General features: G+C 61.9%; 11 protein-coding genes and 1 pseudogene. 7 read left to right on the top strand and 5 right to left on the bottom strand.

From position 1 onward, the window contains the following. Positions 1-3: 3 nt before the first annotated feature. From M2394_RS05735 to M2394_RS05720, 4 genes are all read right to left on the bottom strand, one after another. On the bottom strand, positions 4-6,519 hold the full coding sequence (locus M2394_RS05735; RefSeq protein ID WP_259171868.1) for an NEL-type E3 ubiquitin ligase domain-containing protein: 6,516 nt from the start codon (positions 6,517-6,519) through the stop codon (positions 4-6). Positions 6,520-6,588: 69 nt separating this feature from the next. Continuing rightward, entirely contained in the window at positions 6,589-7,704 is a 1,116-nt protein-coding gene (locus M2394_RS05730) for an OpgC family protein (protein ID WP_259171867.1), read from the bottom strand. A gap of 165 nt (positions 7,705-7,869) precedes the next feature. Continuing rightward, a complete protein-coding gene (locus M2394_RS05725) occupies positions 7,870-9,489 on the bottom strand; it encodes an FMN-binding glutamate synthase family protein (RefSeq protein ID WP_178922006.1) in 1,620 nt (539 codons plus the stop codon). A gap of 205 nt (positions 9,490-9,694) precedes the next feature. Continuing rightward, the gene (locus M2394_RS05720) at positions 9,695-10,459 is read right to left on the bottom strand and encodes a LuxR C-terminal-related transcriptional regulator (RefSeq protein WP_178922008.1); all 765 of its coding nucleotides are present in this window, start codon (positions 10,457-10,459) and stop codon (positions 9,695-9,697) included. Between the two features lie 93 nt (positions 10,460-10,552). Between M2394_RS05720 and M2394_RS05715 the strand changes: the two genes are divergently transcribed. The 6 genes and pseudogenes from M2394_RS05715 to M2394_RS05690 all read left to right on the top strand — a co-directional run bounded on the left by M2394_RS05715 (position 10,553) and on the right by M2394_RS05690 (position 15,871). Further along, on the top strand, positions 10,553-11,374 hold the full coding sequence (locus tag M2394_RS05715) for a carbon-nitrogen hydrolase family protein (RefSeq protein ID WP_259171866.1): 822 nt from the start codon (positions 10,553-10,555) through the stop codon (positions 11,372-11,374). 212 nt (positions 11,375-11,586) lie between these two features. Then, the gene (locus M2394_RS05710; RefSeq protein WP_259171865.1) at positions 11,587-12,912 is read left to right on the top strand and encodes an APC family permease; all 1,326 of its coding nucleotides are present in this window, start codon (positions 11,587-11,589) and stop codon (positions 12,910-12,912) included. A gap of 100 nt (positions 12,913-13,012) precedes the next feature. After that, positions 13,013-13,285, top strand: a complete 273-nt coding sequence (locus tag M2394_RS05705; RefSeq protein WP_176994891.1) for a type B 50S ribosomal protein L31 — start codon at positions 13,013-13,015, stop codon at positions 13,283-13,285. Positions 13,286-13,453: 168 nt separating this feature from the next. Continuing rightward, positions 13,454-14,770 (top strand): annotated as a pseudogene (locus M2394_RS05700) (HD domain-containing phosphohydrolase); the annotation flags it as partial. Between the two features lie 190 nt (positions 14,771-14,960). Beyond that, positions 14,961-15,368 carry an NUDIX domain-containing protein gene (locus M2394_RS05695; protein WP_178922016.1) on the top strand — a complete coding sequence of 136 codons (408 nt, stop codon included), beginning with the start codon at positions 14,961-14,963 and terminating at the stop codon, positions 15,366-15,368. Beyond that, positions 15,365-15,871 (top strand): GNAT family N-acetyltransferase, encoded by a 507-nt coding sequence (locus M2394_RS05690; RefSeq protein ID WP_259171863.1) that lies wholly within the window; start codon positions 15,365-15,367, stop codon positions 15,869-15,871. The genes M2394_RS05695 and M2394_RS05690 overlap by 4 nt, the downstream gene beginning before the upstream one ends. 139 nt (positions 15,872-16,010) lie before the next feature. Here the strand turns inward: M2394_RS05690 and metR are convergent, their stop codons facing one another. Beyond that, on the bottom strand, positions 16,011-16,928 hold the full coding sequence (gene metR / locus M2394_RS05685; RefSeq protein ID WP_178922019.1) for a transcriptional regulator MetR: 918 nt from the start codon (positions 16,926-16,928) through the stop codon (positions 16,011-16,013). A 186-nt stretch (positions 16,929-17,114) separates the two neighbouring features. Between metR and M2394_RS05680 the strand changes: the two genes are divergently transcribed. Then, complete coding sequence (locus M2394_RS05680; protein WP_178922021.1) at positions 17,115-18,134, top strand: alpha/beta fold hydrolase; 1,020 nt, start codon at positions 17,115-17,117, stop codon at positions 18,132-18,134. The last annotated feature ends 20 nt before the right edge of the window (positions 18,135-18,154 follow it).

Genomic DNA, 18,154 nt, shown 5'->3' with positions numbered 1-18,154 from the left:
CGTTTAATGGGCCCGTTGCGCGCCGCTCTTGGCCGCACGGGTCAGTTGGCTGATCAAGCGGTTGAGCTCGCTTTCCTTTTCCTCGTTGATGGACTGGCGCCGCTCCTGGTAATCCATGGAGCGGGTGTCGGGTATTTCCTGTTTCAGCGCTTCAAGCTTGTAGCGCGTCACATCTTCGATGGTGGCGAAGGGTTCCGGGATGCTGCGTGCCAGGTACTTGATCCAGAACTCTTCCATCAGCAGTGAGTTTTCGACGGCATTCGTCGATTTCAGGGCCGCCATGGCATTGGCGATTTGGCCCAAAGCCTGATCGGTCAGATCGTTGCCTGGCGCGTAGAGCCTTTGTTCATGCTGCAACGGCAGGTTATAGCGCTCTCTGAAGTGCAGTCGCAGGTACAGCTTGACCTCGACATCATCTGGCTCCAGTCCTTCCGTTCCGCGCTGATTGCGCAGTGAGACCAGGTGATCATCGGCCAACTCATCCAGCTTGCGCAGGTAGAACAGCCCCTCGGCCAACGCCAGCAATTCCCGATTGGCCTGGTTAGAGTTGGGAAGCTCCAGGGCCTGTTGTTGCCGGTGCAGGAGCTCCATATTGCTCAGCGCCAGAATAGCCCCGTCACCACAGGTACCGGCCAGGTAGGTATTGAGGAAAATATTTTCGCGCAGTTCGTGGGATTCAGCCATGCCATTGAGCACGCGCCACACTCGGCTGACCAAGGCTGGGCGCCGCGGTTCATTTCTATAGTCGTAACTCTGGGTCAGGTCGCCCAGTACCCGGAACACATCGTCCGGTCTTGCGCCTTGATGGTGCTGGAGTTGTTCCCACACTGCCCTGCGTTGCCCATGATCGGCAGGTGGCACGCTTTCCAGCCATGGGGAGATGTCATCCGTGGAGCGCTCCACATGCAGGATGCCCGGCATTGCGCCGCCCAAGACGGTGTTGGTGCGCTGGCGGTACTCGTTCAACCGTTGCCGGGTGGCAGCATCCAACGGGTTGCCATGCAGCATCGTGCCACGATTGGCCATGCGCATGGCGGGGTTGGTGAACAGTGACTGGGGGATCGTGGTAATACGGTTCTCTTGCAACTGCAGGCTGTGCAGGTGAGTGAGGTGTTCGGCACCGATGGGCCATTGGCTGATATCGGTCCGTTGCAGGTTGAGATTGAGCAGGTGGTGCATGGCCGAGACATCCGGCGTCAGGCCCAGCGGGTTGCCGTCCAGGGTCAGCATTTCCAGGTTGGTCAGGTTGGCCAGGCGCTGGCGTGACGCTTGGGTGAGGACGATGTGATTGTCGCTCAGGTCCAGGTTCTCCAGTTGCGTCATATCGGTAATGCTGGTGGGCAGATCGGTGAGCATGCAGTCGAGCCGCAGTGATTTGAGGCCGGTGAATTTGCCGAGGAACGCGTTGCCTGTGGCGGGAAAGCTGTCGCCGGAAATTTTCAGGTACTCGATGTGTTCGAAACCTCGCGTACCCAGGATGAAATCCGCGTCCGGCAGCGTATTGCTGCCGTCCAGTTGCAGATCGAGGGTATAGGCGTCGAGGAGCCCGCCTACATAGGCCAGACGTGTCTCCCGTCGCCAGGCGCGTCGTATCTGTAGCGCGGCATAACCGCGGCGACCCAAGTTCAACCCGAGGGGGTCATCGGCATCGATGGGATATTCGCCATTCACCCAACGCTCAAGGCCGGACTTCAAGATTTCGTATTCTTTGTTGCGCCTTTGCGCTTCCAACCACGCCTGCGACGGCTCCAGCTTCCAGGATTCGACCATTTTCCTGACGTCGGCCAAGTGCATGCTTGGATAAAGCCTACCCATCATGCTCACCGCCTCCGTTGTCTGCGTATCGCTGAATGGCCACCAGTTGCGCAGGCTGAACGGGTAGGCCGTAAAGGTGCTGTGGACGCGCATCGGCGGTTGCAACCAGTAAGGAATATGGGGCAACCCGAGCAGGTCCTTGATGGCGACACGCTGGTTGAGCGCCAGCTCGGCTATGGGCGCGCGCAGGGCGGTCGTGTCGCCACTGTCATCCAGCCCCAGGGCCTTGCGCTGGCTGTCGCTCAAGACGCGCCAGATGGCGGTCAGCAAGTCCGTGGAGGTATCGCCGCTGTCGCTGATCAATGTGTGGTCGGCGGCATAGGCCTGATAGCGACCATCGACCCGTGCCAGGACCTTGCGCTCGCTGCCTGCCAGGTGCCCGGCGCTTTCCAGCAACGGCCCGCTGGCACTGCCTTGATGAATATCCAGACGCACACTGGCCGGCCAGCCGGGCAGCAATTTGAGCGTATGCAGGATGATCTTTTCGCTGTCGGGGTTGGTCAGGGTGCTCAGGTACAAACCTTCGAACGCGCGGTTGAGGCGCACATCGTTGGCAGTCAACTTTGCTTGCTGTTGCAGGCGCAGGGGCACTTGGTCATGGGTGTTGAGTCTCTTGAGCTCCTTGGGGGTGGCGTGTTCCAGCAGGGCCTGGAGCGCACTGCCGGGCAGTTGCGGGTAATGGCGACGCAGACGAGTGTGCAGCGCGTTGCCCTCACGTTCGCTTTGGGCGTAGAGCGTATCGAAGAGCTGGGACCGCTCGCGATAGGCGTGTCCGGCGATCGTCTTCGCCAGCTTGAACAGGCGCTCGTCCTGGCTTGCGGGCAGCTCGCCGATCAACGCGCGGGTCAGTGCATCGTTGCGCACCAGAGGGGTCAAGGGTTCCAGGCTGCGGCTACGGGCCTGGGACATCCGGATCCTGTCGGGGGCGCCGGCATTGGCCGCAGGGTAGTGCGCGGTGGTACGGCCGGCGTCATCGTACAGCTCCAGTACGTGGCTGGCCGGCCACTGCGGCAGGCCGCACACCAGCAGCAATTGCAGGGAGGGGCGTGCCGTGCGCGTGGCCGAGTAGGTGGTCATGGCCTGGATGAAATGCAGGATCTGGCGCTCGATGCCGAAGCGCTTGCTGCTGTCTTTCAGCAGTGGCGGCGGTGGCAGGCCGGCGCAGTGGACCTCCCGCAGGGCACTAGGTGGTGTGTCGGTGAGTTTAAGGATGCGCGTGGCGGTGGCCTGGTCCAGGTTGAAGTCAACCGCGCCCAGGCGTGAGAACAGGTGATGGTCATCCCAGGCCATCGGGTTTTCGTTTTTCAGCCGCCAGGCACCGTGGTGGTTGTGTTCCAGCAGTGGCGTATCGACCCCGACTTTCTGCGGGTGCTTGAGCCGCCACCGGAGCACCGCCTGGTCGTAGGTCACCGGGTAGAGCGCACCGTACAACGGCATCAACTGTTGGCCTTGCCAGTCGTACAGACCCTCGGGGTTGGGCTTCAAGTCGAGGGGCAATACCAGGCTCTGTTGGTACTGCCCTAGCGAATGATCAAGCAGGCTCACCAGGCCGGCAGGGCCGCGGCGCTCGCTCATCAGATCACCCAGGGTAGTGCGCAGGCCCTGGGCGTCGCTGGCCGAGGTCATGCCCAGCGTGGTGCGTTCGTGGGGTTGCAGCACCGAGGCAATGGCCAGGTAAAAACTGTCGACGACCGGCGCCACAGGGATCGGCCCGGCATTGCGCATGTCGTAGGCTTCGTAGTGTCCGTTGCCGTAGTGCAACAGTTCGACGGTGGTGTCCTCAGGGCCGGTGTTCTGGTAGCGATCCTGCGCGGGGCCGTCGACGATCTCGGTGACCGTGAAGTGGCGCTTGAGACGCTCCTGCAGCAGGCTGGCGGTGAATTCGCGAGCCCATTGGTCGGTGTCGCGGCTGAATGCACGAGGGTGGTACAGGCCGTCAATCACGGCGTCGATCCGCAACGCGGTGCGGTGCTGCTCAAGGTGTTCGCGCACGTTGGCCGGCAAGGTCGCGTCGTTGAGGTAGGCGCTTTGCTGCGCAGGGTCCAGGGGTGTTTTTTCCAGCAACTGACGAAGGTTGGCCAGGGTCAACGGCGGGAACTGAGTGCGCAGTTTACTCAGCAACGGGGTGGCGTCCACGCCCTCGGTGTTGGCCTTGATCGGCACAAATACCCGGGCCGGTTCATCGGCTGGGACCTGGTGCCGGGCCTGGCCGGCATAGCGGGTCAGGGCCTGGAACAAGGCAATGCGTTCCTTGTTCGCCAGGGCGCTGATCTGCACGCGCAAGCGTGCGATGCGCTGGGCTTCGGTGAGCTGTGGGCTGCCTTCCTTGCCGAGGGTCGAGGTGGCGGGCTGCTGGCGGATGATCAGCTCGAACAGCGACTCCTGGGTCGCGACGTGGGTGGTCGCAGCGTCAAGGGCAATGTAGGTGCCGTCATCCTTGCGCTTGAGGTTGATCGCCCGTGTGGCATGGTCGTTGGCGGCGTGGCTTTCCAGCAGCCGGCCTTGCGGGTCGTACAGGTGGATGATTGCGTCGGCAGGCCAGGTGGGCAGTTGGGTCAACAGGCTCAAAATGGCACTGCCGGCGTAGGCCGGCAGGTTGCCGCTGCGATGAAAACCGCTGGCCAGTTGTTCGATGACCCGATCGACCTGCATACGCCGGGTCGCTTCAATCAAATTGACGGGCGGCGTCTCACCCGCCCAGATGCTATCGAGGGTGGCACGGGGAACAGCGGTGCTACGCAGCAGGTGGCGGATCTGCGCTGCGGATACCGAGGCTTCACCGTTGGGCAGCATCTGGCTGATCAATTGAGCGTCGGTGAGTTGACCGGCGCCGTGCAGGTCCAGCACCCAGGCTTGCAGCTCGGGTTTGAACACCACGGGCGCGGCAAAGCCATCGCCGTTTTTGTGTTTGATCACGAACCCCGGGGCCTTCGGGTTGGCAGTGACTTGCGCCACCACGTGCAACGCCCCGTGTTGCACCCGGGCGTAAAGCTCGCCATCGATCAAGTACAGCCCCTGGGCGTTCGGCATCTGGCCGTCGAGCAGGCGCTGATTATTGATGGCGTAAGGGCTGATGTCCGGTTTCCACAGTTCGACGGTTCCGTCGCTGCGTGACACTTTGCGCGGGTCGCCCAGGCGTTGCAGCAGGCCTTCCATGCGTTGGCGATGCACACGCCCGGCGGTGGAAATCAACAGGCCGTTGATCGCCAGGTCAGCCACATCGGCCATGGCGGCGGCGAAGTCACTGGCCTGGCCCTTGGCGGCCTCATTGATACCGATGATCAGGCTGTAGGCCAGGTTGCTGAATACCACCAGCTGCATCACGCGGTTCAGGCCGGTGACACCGCCCGGCACGGGCGTCATCAGCAATTCCATGATTTCACTGGCGATCGCGGCGGCACCGTCGATCACCCCTTGCAGGTCGCGTTCCGAGCGCCGGGTGGCAAGCATGCCCAGATTGGCCTGGTAGTGCTGGACATGGCGATAGGTGAGCGCCTGGACCAGGCTGTGTGGGCGAGCCGGCTTGGGGTCATGGACGAAGCGGATGTGTTCCAGGGTTCTTTTCGGGAACAGACTGTGAAAGCCGTCGTAGAGATAGCCCGCTACCAGGCTCAATCCTTCCGGGCGCGGCTCTTCGCGTAGCAGGTCCCTGAACTGGCTGATTTCGGTGATCGGCAACTGCCGCGAGAACCAGCCCAGATCACCCGCGTCATGGCTGGCCTTGAGGTCGTCGAGAAACTGCGCGCCGGCGCTTTTTGCGTCAAGGTGATAACGCAAGGCGCCACCGGGGCGAAACGGGAAGTAGGAAATCACCCCCAGGCTGCCGACATGGATCAGCAACAAGGGCACCGGCACACGGGTACCCGATGGGGTAAAGGGCACAGCCGGTAGCAGGGTGTAGTCGATGTCCATGCTCAGGGTGTCGAAGGGCAGCGCCGTACCTGTGCCCTCGATGGCGGCCAACAGCGCGGTGTACCTGGCCTGGGTCACGCCGCTGCTGGCGCGGTTTCGATAGGCCTCCAGCGCTTCGAATCGCAAATGGGCGCGGGCGCAGGTCTCGATCAAACCTTGCAGCTTGCCGCCAGCCCCCATGCTATTCGCCAAACGGGTGTGCAGTTTTGCGCCCAGGTCCAGTTCGCGGCAGATGGCGATGAATTGGCTGACGCTCAATTGTTTTTCGTCGACACCGCTCAGGTAGGACGCGTCAACGTAGCTGTGGCCAGACGGTTGCGGGTTGCCGGTGCCGAAGTCGAAATTCAGGCAGGCGGCGTCCCACAACGACAGCCTGGAGACATGGACGCGATACTGCCATTCGTCCACCGCGCGACGAAAGCGCGAGGAGGGGGGAGAGCCCTCCACGCTGCTCTTGTGGGGTTCCCAGGGCAGCGGGGTGTCGATTTTTTCCAGGTAGCGGGTGTTGATGAAAAGGGTCTGCGGGTCAAGGCCGTTGAGTTTTTCACGCAGCAGCGCCAGGCCCTGGGCCTTGAAGTGTTCGACCAGGGTGGCGTTTTCCGCTTCGACGGCCTTGAGCGCCGCGATGGCCTCCCGTTGCAGGCGAATGTAATCGCGCTGTTGGGCGCGTGTCAGGCTACTCATCGACTGCGCCAGGTTCTGGCGCAGCAGCTCCAGGGCCTGCTGCAGCCCCCAGGACTGGCTGGACTGCAGGTGGCCGGACAGGCCGTTGGGGCGTTCTTGGCTAGGCATGGGGCGTTTCCTTTCACGTCGAGATGTGGAAGGAAATGGAAGCACCCGCCCGTCTGCGACGGGGGCTACCTATATAGCGCGGGGCCGGCTCAGGCGCTTGTTCAACTCCAGCCAGGCGCCCAAGGCGGCCATCAGCGCCACGCCCGCCAGCGCGGTCAGCAGTTGCACGGCCAGTGCATCACCGGCCATGGCATTGAGCATGTCGGCCAGGGGGGCGAGCAGCACACCGAGGCAGAACACTTCCAGGGAGAACCGACCCATGCGGCACACCTGCGCGGCGAGCGGGTTTTGCGTCCAACTGGCGCTCGGCAACAGCTTGGCAGTGACGTAGGCCAGGGCCAGGAAATGCAACAGGCGCACCGGGGACAGGTCGGTCTTGCTGATGGGGTAGATCAAGTCACTGATCAGCGCAGGCATCACCGCGTCGTGGAGTTCAGGCCAGCGCCACGACAGGGTCAGGATACCGGTGATCAGCACATACACCGCAGCCGCGATAAACAGCGGCTGGCGCGCCAGCGGCCGATGATCGAGAGACTTGGCGCGCTGGCTGTGAATCGCTGCTGCCCCACCCAGCACAAACAGCAACTGCCAGGTGATCGGGTTGAAGTACCACACGCCATCCTCGATGGCTCGCAGGTTCCAGCCCATCCACGGCGCCAGCAGGTACACCGTCAGCGACACCGCGACCACCACCAGGGGCGTGCGCAGCATCAGCGGTAATACCAGCGCCAGGCTGGCCAGCAGCACGATGTACAGCGGCAGCGGGTCCATCAGGTTGGGCTTGAAGCGCAGCAGCAGTTCATCGAGCAGGGCCTGTTGCGGGTGGGTGATGAAGTGGGTCATGCCCATCTCTTGCACCAGGTCGCGGGTTTCCACGTGGCTGTTGGCGAAGAACACGATGCCCATCAGCATCGCCAGCAGAAAGATATGCACCACGTACAGCACCCAGGTGCGGCGCAGGATTTTCAGACAGGCCATCCAGTAGCCTTCGCGTTGCAGGACTTTGCCGTAGGCCAGTACCGACGCGAAGCCGGCGAGGAACACGAAGACTTCTGCAGCGTCGCTGAAACCGACGTTGCGCAGGGTGATCTGGCCGAGAGGATTGTGGGGGACGTGATCCCAGAAAATGAAGATCAACGCCAGGCCCCGAAAAAAATCGATGCGCGGGTCGCGTCCGTTCAGCATGGCAGCGGGCTCTTGAACAATAAGTTTAAAAAAGACAGGCGAATGCGCGTGTTGTCGTACGCCGCACGTCGGGCGGGCGCAGGTTGGCGGTATTTGTAAGTAATTGCAAAGGCGGGATATTACTGAATGTAAAGCCTGCCCGGCTCCGGGCAGGCCTCAGGAGGATCAGGCGGCGGCAACCTCATTGGGCTCAAAACTGTCCGCCCGCGCCATCTGCCACATGCGCGAGTAGAACTCGCCGTTCACTTCGCCAGTGAGCAATTCACCGGGCTTGAGGAACACATGCAACTGCGAGAACAGCTTGATCTCCGTCGCCGACATGCGCCGTACCAGGTGCTTGGCCGACAGTTGCGAGGGGTGATCAAGGCCGGCAGCGGCGAGCATCTCCGCCAGCGCCTTGAGCGTGCTGCGGTGGAAGTTGAACACGCGCTGGGCCTTGTCCGGCACCACCAGTGCGCGTTGGCGCAGAGGGTCTTGGGTGGCGACGCCGGTCGGGCATTTGTTGGTGTGGCACGACTGGGACTGGATGCAGCCAATGGCAAACATGAAGCCGCGTGCCGAGTTGGCCCAGTCGGCGCCGATGGCCAGGACGCTGGCGATGTCGAACGCGCTGACAATCTTGCCGCTGGCGCCGAGTTTGATCTTGTCGCGCAGGTTCAGCCCCACCAAGGTGTTGTGCACAAACAGCAGGCCTTCACGCAGCGGTACACCGATATGGTCGGTGAACTCCACCGGCGCGGCGCCAGTCCCACCTTCCTTGCCGTCGACCACGATGAAGTCCGGGAGAATGCCGGTCTCGAGCATGGCCTTGGCAATGCCCATGAATTCCCATGGGTGGCCCAGGCAGAATTTGAAGCCCACCGGTTTGCCGCCGGACAGCTCGCGCAACTGGGCGATGAAATGCATCATTTCAATCGGCGTGGAAAACGCGCTGTGGCGCGATGGCGAGATGCAGTCTTCGCCCATCAGGATGCCACGTGTCTCGGCGATTTCCTGGGTGACCTTGTGCTTGGGCAGGATGCCGCCATGGCCGGGCTTGGCGCCCTGGCTCATCTTGATTTCGATCATGCGCACCTGGGGGTCTTGGGCCTGCACGGCGAAGCGCTCCGGGTCGAAACGGCCATCGCTGGTGCGGCAGCCGAAGTAGCCGCTGCCCAGCTCCCAAGTCAGGTCGCCGCCGTTTTCGCGGTGGTAGGGGCTGATGCTGCCTTCGCCGGTGTCATGGGCAAAGTTGCCCAACTTGGCACCCTGGTTCAACGCACGAATCGCGTTGGCGCTCAGCGAGCCGAAGCTCATCGCCGAGATGTTGAATACCGACGCCGAGTAAGGCTGCTTGCACTGCGGGCCGCCGACCATCACGCGAAAGGCGCTGGGGTCGCTCAACGGCGCGGGGCGCATGGAGTGGCCGATGAACTCGAAGCCCGACTGGTACACGTCGATCAGGGTGCCGAAGGGTTTGTCGGCGCTTTCATTCTTGGCGCGTGAATACACCAGCGAACGCTGGGCCCGGGAGAAGGGCAGGGCGTCGCTGTCGGATTCGAGCAGGTACTGGCGGATTTCCGGGCGGATGGCTTCCACCAGGTAACGGATATTGCCCAGGATCGGGTAGTTGCGGCGCACCGCGTGGGGGCTTTGCAGCAGGTCGAAGATACCGATCAGGCTGAGGATGCCGGTGACCACGGTGATGGGCCACAGCCATTCATGCTGGATAAAGGGGAGGCTGGCGAGGGTGAAAATGACGCACACGGCAAAGAAGGCGTAACGGCTTAACAAGGACAGGCTCATACGGTTTTCCTTGGGTTCACTCATCAGGACCTGTAGGCGTCCGGCTTGTTGTGGCGAGGGAGCTTGCTCCCGCTGGGTTGCATAGCAACCCCAAACCAGGCGATCTCACTGCATCAAGTGCAGGGTTGCGATGGATTTGGGAGCGCTTCGCACTCCAGCGGGAGCAAGCTCCCTCGCCACATAGGCCGGCGCCTACGGGGCTCAATCAGGCGTTTTGCGCCTGAAGGAAGATCGAGAACAGCTCAGACTGGGATTTGATCCCTAGCTTGCTGTACATGTGTTTCTTATGGACTTTCACGGTTTCTACAGAGATTTCCAGCTTACGAGCGATTTCCTTGCTGGAGCAACCGCTGAGCATCAAACGGCCGACATCCAGCTCGCGTGCGGTCAACTGCGCGCCCCATTCATCGTTCTGCACGGGCGGTTGCGGCGCGCTGACCTGGTTGAGTTCATAGGGCAGGCGCTGGCGCAGCAGGCTCAGTACCCAGGGTTGGATCAGCGACAGCAGGGCAATCTGCGTCGGGTCAAAACGCTGCTTGGAACCCAGGGACAGGCACAAGGTACGCCCATCCGGCAGGTGGCAATTGAACTGGATTTCGTCGGCTACCACGTTCAGGCGGAAGTAGCGCTGGTAGTACTCGGTGAGTTCGAAGTGCTCCGGTGCCACCTCGGCCAGGCGCAACAGGCCGGTGTGGGCGTGCTCGCGGCTGGCGATGTAGAAGGGGTCGAGCAGGTACAGCCCGTTGAGGTAATCCTGGAACAGATGGTCGGGCGTGCCGTCCGCGCCCGGGCATTCGGCGAACACCAGGGGGCGGTGCTCGCTGCTGAACAGCAGGGCCACCCAGCTGTCGGACGGCACATACTGGTCGAGCAAGCGCACCAGTTGGGTCCAGAAATTGGCCTGGTCCAGGGCGTCTATCATTTGCCCCACCGAACGGTGCCAGGCGATGTCTTCCAGCGACATAGTCATTGATCTACCCCTATCGGGTTACCCCCGCCGCGTAATTCCCTGGCAGGGTGTGGCTGCGCATACTGCGGCACAGATAAAGAACAAGGAATACTCATGAAGGTCGAATTTGCCCAGTTGGCAGGCCGTGATAACGACACAGCTTACAACCTTGAGCGCGCCTTGGCGGCAATTGCAGCCTGCGCCGACGATACCCAACTGATCGTCTTTCCGGAAACCCACCTGACGGGCTTCCCCTCGGCTGAAACCGTCGCCGCTGTGGCCGAGCCGCTGGACGGTCCCACCGTGCAAGCCATTATCCAGGCTGCCCGCGCGCGTGATGTGGCTGTGGTGATCGGCATGATCGAGAGCGAGGGTGGCCAATTCTATAACACCACCTTGCTGATCACGCCCGAAGGCATTGCCTTGCGGTATCGCAAGACCCACCTGTGGCCTTTGGAACGCGGCGTGGTCAGCCCCGGTGATCGTTATGCCACCTGCCTGTGGAAGGGCGTACGCGTTGGCCTGTTGATCTGCTACGACATCGAATTTCCGGAAACCGCCCGCGCTTTGGGGCAGTTGGGGGCTCAATTGCTGCTGGTCACCAACGGCAACATGGACCCCTACGGGCCGACACATCGCACCGCAATCATGGCCCGCGCCCAGGAAAACCAGGCGTTTGCGCTGATGGTCAACCGTGTGGAAGACGGCGATGGCGAATTGGTGTTTGCCGGCGGCAGTGCGCTGGTGGACCCGTTCGGCACTTTGCTGTTTGAAGCTGGGCGTGAAGAAGGGCAATTCACCGTCGAGCTGGACCTCGACCAACTGGCGGCAGCGCGCAAGGACTACCGCTACCTGGACGACCAGCGCTTGAAATTGCCGGGTGAGGTGATCGAGCGCAGCGACGGAACACGCGAATTGCTGATCCCCAAAAACTGATTTTCAAGGCTGATGAGATTCTGTAGTGAGCGGGCTTGCCCCGCGCTGGGCTGCGAAGCGGCCCTACATCCTGCAATCCGATTGTGTCTGAACGGACGCAGCGCGAGGCAAGCTCGCTCACTACAAAACCTGTGCCTTAAATAAGAAAAAAGATACCTGCAACACCCCTTTCAGTTCTGCCATAAATCTAATAATTGCGCGGAGAATCGCTCATGGCTCGTTTGCAACGCACCCTGTCGCTAGGGTCGGTGGTGCTGTTTGGCATCGCCTATATGACGCCGATCATTGTGCTCGGTACCTTCGGTATCCTGGCGCAATCCACGGCGGGCATGGTCCCCGCCGCTTACCTGGCCGCCCTGGTGGCGATGTTCTTCACCGCCATGAGTTACGGGCGCATGGCTTCGGCCTTCCCGGTGGCCGGTTCCGCCTACAGCTACGTGCGCAAGGCCATCAGCCCCAAGCTGGGTTTTATCGCCGGTTGGGCGGTGTTGCTCGACTACCTGTTCCTGCCCATGGCCATCTGGCTGATCGGCGCGGCTTACCTGCACTCGGCGTTCCCGGCCGTGCCGCAGTGGGTGTGGGTACTGGCCTTCATCGGCATCACCACCGTGATCAATATCATCGGCCTCAAACTGGCCAACGGCATCAACGCGCTGCTGATGCTGGTGCAGTTCCTGGTGTTGATTGCGTTCGTCGCGCTGTGCATCCACTACATCGGTGGTGATGCGAGCAAGCCACTCTGGACCATCGCCCCGTTCTTCAACGGCCAGATGCAAATGCCCTTGATCATGAGCGGTGCGGCCATCGCCTGCTATTCGTTCCTGGGCTTCGACGCGGTCAGCACCCTGACCGAGGAAACCCGCGACCCGCGCCGCACCATTCCACGGGCGATCATGCTGATCACCTTGATTGGCGGGCTGATTTTTGTCGGTGTGTCGTACTTCGTGCAGGTGGCCCACCCGTCGTTCGAATTTGCCGATGTGGATTCGGCTGCGTACGAAATCGCGCGCAATATCGGTGGCGACCTGTTTGTGTCGATCTTCCTGATTGGCCTGATCGTCGGCCAGTTCGCCTCGGGGCTGTCGGCCCAGGCCAGCGGTTCGCGGCTGTTGTTTGCCATGGGACGTGACGGCGTGTTGCCCAAGTCGTTCTTCGGCACCTTGCATGCGCGCTTCGGTACGCCGGTCAACAGCATCCTGTTGTGTGCGGTCGTGGCGTTGCTGGCGCTGAAGCTGGACGTGACCACCTCCACCTCGTTCATCAACTTCGGCGCGTTCCTGGCGTTCAGCCTGGTGAACCTGTCGGTGATCTTTCACTACTGGATCGGTGCAAAAGAGCGCGGTGTGCGTGAGCTGATCCTGTTCCTGGTGTTCCCAGTGATTGGCCTGCTTGCGGATGTGTGGCTGATGGTCAGCTTGGATCACCTGGCGATTTACCTGGGCCTGGTGTGGTTGGCGATTGGCCTGGTTTACCTGGGTTTCCTGACCCGTGGCTTCTCGCAACAGCCACCGGAAATGGACTTCCAGGAAGCCGCATAGAAGCACCGGGCCTATTCTTATTGCAATCCGTTCTCGTTTGGGCGCATGATTTATGTTACTGTGTAACGCATATTTTGCATCCAGACGCCCCGGAGGCCTTATGAAAGCTGGTATCCATCCTGACTACCGCACCGTGCTGTTCCACGACACCGCCGCCGACGTGTTCTTCCTGATCGGCTCTACCGCCGACAGCGACCGCACCCACACGCACAGCGACGGCAACACTTACCCGTACATCCCGCTGGACGTGTCCAGCGCCTCGCACCCGATCTACACCGGCCAACAGCGCAAGACCCAGGCCGAAGGCCGGATTGCCGGGTTCAACAAGCGTTTTGCCTCCTTCGGTTCAAGCCCGAAAAAAGCCGACGCGTGAGGGCACACCGTTTCACCTCGAAGGCCGCTCCGGTTTCTGGAGCGGCTTTTTTTATGCGTTGATATCGTAAGGCCATCATCTTGTCGAAAACCGACTAAACTACTCAGTAAACGCCAAGGAGGCAGGCCCAGACCGTAAGGAGCGCACACCGACGATCCGAGGTGTCCCATGGGAGAGTCCGTAACCTTCACCGATGCCGACCGTGCCGTGGTGCTGTTGATCGACGCCCACCCCGACGTGCTGCATAGCCTCACGCACCTGCTGCGGCTGGAACCCTTCGACCTTCACAGCGCCACCTGCGCTGCCGATGCCCTGGCCATCCTCGCCCGCCAACCCGTCGACCTGGTGATGAGCGCCGCGCGCTTGCCGGACATGGACGGCGCCACATTGCTGGCGCATATCCACCAGCACTATCCCCACACCGTACGCATCTTGCTCACCGGCGAAACCGACCTGACCCTGATCGTCAAAGCCATCAACGAGGGTGAGATCTACCGCTACCTCAGCAAGCCCTGGAAGGACGAAGAACTGCTGCTGGCCCTGCGCCAATCCCTGGCCCACCAACATTCGGAGCGTGAGCGCCTGCGCCTGGAGCAATTGATCCTGCAACAGAACGAGGCCCTCAAGCAGCTCAATGCCACCTTGGAAAAACGTGTGGCATCGCGCACCAGCGAGCTGCAACAGACCGCCGACATGCTCGACCTGGCCTACGAAGAGCTCAAGCACAGCTACGCCACCGGCACCGAAGTGTTCTCGCTGTTGGCCAACCTGCGCCTGCCCCGCGCCAAGCAGACCAACCGCCAGATCATCGAGTTGGTGCGCACCTGGTGCGTGGCCCATGGCGTGGACGAGGCCAGCAATCGCGACCTGACCATGGCCGCCGCGCTCTACAACATCGGCAAGTTGAGCTGGAGCGACAGCATGATGGCTTCGCCCTCGGACCTGCTGCACAGCAGCGACCGTGAGCGTTATCGCGCCTATGCCGCCCAGAGTGAGTCGCTGCTGATGACCCTGGAACCGATGAAAGACGCCGCACGGCTGATCCGTCATCACCAGGAGCGCTGGGACGGCTCGGGCTTTCCCGACCACCTCAAGGGCGAGGCGATTCCGGCCGGTTCGCGCCTGTTGAAGCTGGCGGTGGATTTCATCGAACTGCAAAAAGGCCTGATCCTGGAACGGCAGATGAACAGCGACGAAGCGCTGCTGTACATCCGCAAATACGCCGGGCGGCTGTATGACCCGCTGATGGTCGAGGACTTTGTGCTGGTCTGCGCCACCTACCTCAACGACGTGACTCTGGGCGACCCCAACGTCAAGGTGCTGGGCACTCGCGAACTGGAGGAGGGCATGATCCTGGCGCGCAATCTCAACGCCGATAACGGTATGTTGCTGCTCAATGCCGGGAAGGTGTTGAACTTGCCGTTGGTGGACAAGCTGATCGCTTTCGAAACCATGGAAGGCGCGCGGTACAGCGTGTTCATCAAGGACACCGCCGTAACCCCCAGGCTGAACACACTCTACAACTGTGGGAGCGGGCTTGCTCGCGAAAGCGGTGGATCAGTCAATGCATCTGAGACTGACACTCCGTATTCGCGAGCAAGCCCGCTCCTACATTGATTGCGGCGTTCCCAACGATCATGTGATCCTTGCGCCTTTGTGTTCAAGGTAACCTTTCATGACTTCTACCATCCGCATCGCCGCCGCCCTGCTGATCGGCAACGACGGCCAGACCCTGCTGGTGCGCAAGCGCGGTACCCAGGCCTTCATGCAGCCGGGCGGCAAGATCGATGCGGGCGAGCAACCCGCCGAAGCACTGGCCCGTGAGCTGCACGAAGAGCTGAACCTGCGGATCAATCCTGAAGATGCGCTCTACCTCGGCCACTTCTCGGCCCCGGCCGCCAACGAACCCGGCTTCACCGTACACGCGGAATTGTTCCAGGTACGGATCGACGTACCGGTAACCCCCGCTGCAGAAATCGAAGAAGTGCGCTGGATCGACCCGGCCGGTGACGGTGGCCTGCCGTTGGCGCCGCTGACGCGCGACTTGATCCTGCCGTTCTACCGCGCTTCGCTGCCCGCATGAGCATTCGCACCCTGGGGGCGGGCGACGCCGAGGCCTATCGAGGCTTGATGCTCGAAGCGTATGGCGATTATCCCCAGGCCTTCACCTCCAGCGTGGCCGAGCGTGCGGCGATGCCGTTGAGCTGGTGGGAAAAGCGTGTGAGCAGCCCACTGGACTGTTTGCTGGGTGCGTTTGAAGAGGATGAACTGGCGGGCATCGTCGGCCTGGCCTTCGAGCCCCGGGAGAAAGCGCGGCACAAGGTAACGCTGTTCGGCATGTACGTGACCCGCGCGCATCAACGCAAAGGACTGGGCCGCCAGTTGGTGGAGGCGGCGCTCGATGAGGCACGCCGTCACCCGCGCCTCAAGCTGATCCAACTGACCGTCACCGCTGGCAACGATGCCGCCTTTGCGCTGTACCAGCGTTGCGGTTTCATCCAGTACGGCCTGGAGCCGCTGGCGGTGCGGGTGGGGGTGGACTACTTCGACAAGATCCACATGTGGCGCGAACTCAAGACCGACTGATATCCAACTGTAAGAACCCATTCCAATGTGGGAGCGGGCTTGCTCGCGAATGCGGTGTGTCAGTGATGAATCTATCGACTGACACTGCGTTTTCGCGAGCAAGCCCGCTCCCACAGTTTGATCCTCACTGTTTCTAATATCAGCGCACCGCGCTGACGCCATCCAACGTTGAAAACGACGTGTCCTTGGCCGTCAGCAGGAAGTCGCGCATGTACGGTGCATCCAGCATGTCGGCACGGATCGCCGCGTACAACGTTGCAAACAACCCTTTCTCGCCCAGGCGCTTGGCCTTCACGTAGCCACGCGAGCTGTACTCATGCAGCGCCCAATGGGGCATGCCACACACGCCACGGCCGCTGGCCACCAGTTGCATCATCATCACCGACAGCTCCGACGTACGTACCTGGGCGGGTTCCACGTCGGCGGGTTCGAGGAAGCGCGTGAAGATGTCCAGGCGGTCGCGCTCCACCGGGTAGGTGATCAGGGTTTCAGTCAGCAGGTCTTCGGGCACGATGTACGCCTTGTGCGCCAGCGCGTGCTGGTTGGCCACCGCCAGCATGGCTTCGTAGGTGAACAACGGCACGTAGGTGATGCCCGGCAGCTCCAGCGGGTCGGAGGTCACCACCAGATCGAGGTCGCCACGGGCCAGTGCCGGCAGTGGAGCGAAGGCGAAACCTGAGGCCAGGTCCAGCTCGACTTCCGGCCAGGCATCGCGGAATTGGTCGATGGTCGGCATCAGCCACTGGAAGCAGCTGTGGCATTCGATTGCCATGTGCAGGCGCCCGGCGGTGCCACCCGCCAATCGTGCGATATCCCGTTCGGCACCGCGCAGCAGGGGCAGGGTGGCGTCGGCCAATTGCAGCAGGCGCAAGCCGGCGCTGGTGAAACGCAGGGGCTTGGTCTTGCGCACGAACAGCGGCATGCCCAAACGCTCTTCCAGCTCTTTGAACTGGTGGGACAGCGCCGACTGCGTCAGGTGCAAACGCTCGGCGGCTTCCACCAGGCTGTCGGCCTCGCGCAGGGCGTGCAGGGTCTTGAGGTGACGGATCTCGAGCACGGGGTCTCCATGAATATAATTTGTAGAGAATCTGAATGGCGTGAGTTTGTCTCATGTTGACGCGCCTGTCGACAAAATGTGACCACTCGGCACTCTTCATCAAACTGTCACGGAAGTGTGGCAGCGCGCTTGAACAAACTTCATCAGACTCGCGCTCTACTGGGGTTCTGCGTTTCGGTGTTTTTCATGCGCGTGTTGTTTTTACTGGCCGCTCTCTTGTTCGGCCTGCCGTCCTTTGCGGCTTCTCGATGTGACGTCAATGTCCCAACCCAAACGGTCGACTTGGAAAAGGTGAGCATCGCCTACCAGAGCATTGGCCGTGCGTCCGACCCTGCCTTGCTGCTCGTGATGGGCCTGGGCGGGCAGTTGATCCATTGGCCGGATGAGGTGGTGGTCGCCCTGTGCCAGCAAGGTTTCCGGGTGATCCGCTACGACAACCGCGATGTCGGCCTGTCCACCTGGCGCCAGGCGCCGGCCAGCGCCAACCTGACGTTTGAAGTGCTGCGCTACAAGCTCGGCCTGCCGGTGGCGGCGCCCTACACGCTGACCGACATGGCCGACGACGCCCTGGGCTTGATGGACGCATTGCAGGTCCAGCAGTTCCACGTGCTGGGCGCAAGCATGGGCGGCATGATCGCCCAGCACCTGGCGGCCATGGCACCGCAGCGGGTGGAAAGCCTGACCCTGGTCATGACCAGTTCCGGCGCCGAAGGCCTGCCCGCCCCGAATGCGGCGCTGGTGCAGTTGCTGTCGCGGCGCAGCGCGCCCAACCGTGAAGTGGCGCTGGAACAACAGGCCGACCTGTTGGCCGCCCTCGGCAGCCCTTATGTGAAAGACGATCGCCAGGCGTTGCTGCACCAGGCGGCGCTGTCCTATGACCGTGCCTTCAACCCCGACGGCGTGAAGCGCCAGATCATGGCCATCCTTGCCGAGCCCAGCCGTGTGCCGCTGCTCAACCAATTACGGGTGCCAACGCTGGTGGTACATGGCACCGCCGACCCGTTGTTGCCAGTGATGCATGGCGTACACCTGGCCGCGCATATCCAGGGCAGTCAACTGAAACTGATTCCGGGCATGGCCCATCGTTTCCAGGAGGCGTTCAAGGCGCCGTTGCTGACGGCGGTGCTGCCGTATCTCAAAGCCCACCGCGAAGATGCCGCGCACTGGGCGCAGATTGACCTGGGCGAGCCTTCGAAGGTGCTGTGACATTGGTGTATCGTGCGAGG

The sequence above is a fragment of the Pseudomonas sp. BIGb0164 genome, from assembly GCF_024810135.1.
Classification (GTDB): domain Bacteria; phylum Pseudomonadota; class Gammaproteobacteria; order Pseudomonadales; family Pseudomonadaceae; genus Aquipseudomonas.
Note: the sequence above shows the minus strand (reverse complement) of the source record. Positions and strands in the feature narration are given on the sequence as shown.

Excerpts from the sequence above, each read along its gene's own strand:
- M2394_RS05735 (WP_259171868.1), bottom strand. The coding sequence starts at position 6,519 with ATGCCTAGCCAAGAACGCCCCAACGGCCTGTCCGGCCACCTGCAGTCC.
- M2394_RS05715 (WP_259171866.1), top strand. The coding sequence starts at position 10,553 with ATGAAGGTCGAATTTGCCCAGTTGGCAGGCCGTGATAACGACACAGCT.
- M2394_RS05730 (WP_259171867.1), bottom strand. The coding sequence starts at position 7,704 with ATGCTGAACGGACGCGACCCGCGCATCGATTTTTTTCGGGGCCTGGCG.
- M2394_RS05690 (WP_259171863.1), top strand. The coding sequence starts at position 15,365 with ATGAGCATTCGCACCCTGGGGGCGGGCGACGCCGAGGCCTATCGAGGC.
- M2394_RS05720 (WP_178922008.1), bottom strand. The coding sequence starts at position 10,459 with ATGACTATGTCGCTGGAAGACATCGCCTGGCACCGTTCGGTGGGGCAA.
- M2394_RS05695 (WP_178922016.1), top strand. The coding sequence starts at position 14,961 with ATGACTTCTACCATCCGCATCGCCGCCGCCCTGCTGATCGGCAACGAC.
- M2394_RS05705 (WP_176994891.1), top strand. The coding sequence starts at position 13,013 with ATGAAAGCTGGTATCCATCCTGACTACCGCACCGTGCTGTTCCACGAC.
- M2394_RS05710 (WP_259171865.1), top strand. The coding sequence starts at position 11,587 with ATGGCTCGTTTGCAACGCACCCTGTCGCTAGGGTCGGTGGTGCTGTTT.
- M2394_RS05725 (WP_178922006.1), bottom strand. The coding sequence starts at position 9,489 with ATGAGCCTGTCCTTGTTAAGCCGTTACGCCTTCTTTGCCGTGTGCGTC.
- M2394_RS05680 (WP_178922021.1), top strand. The coding sequence starts at position 17,115 with ATGCGCGTGTTGTTTTTACTGGCCGCTCTCTTGTTCGGCCTGCCGTCC.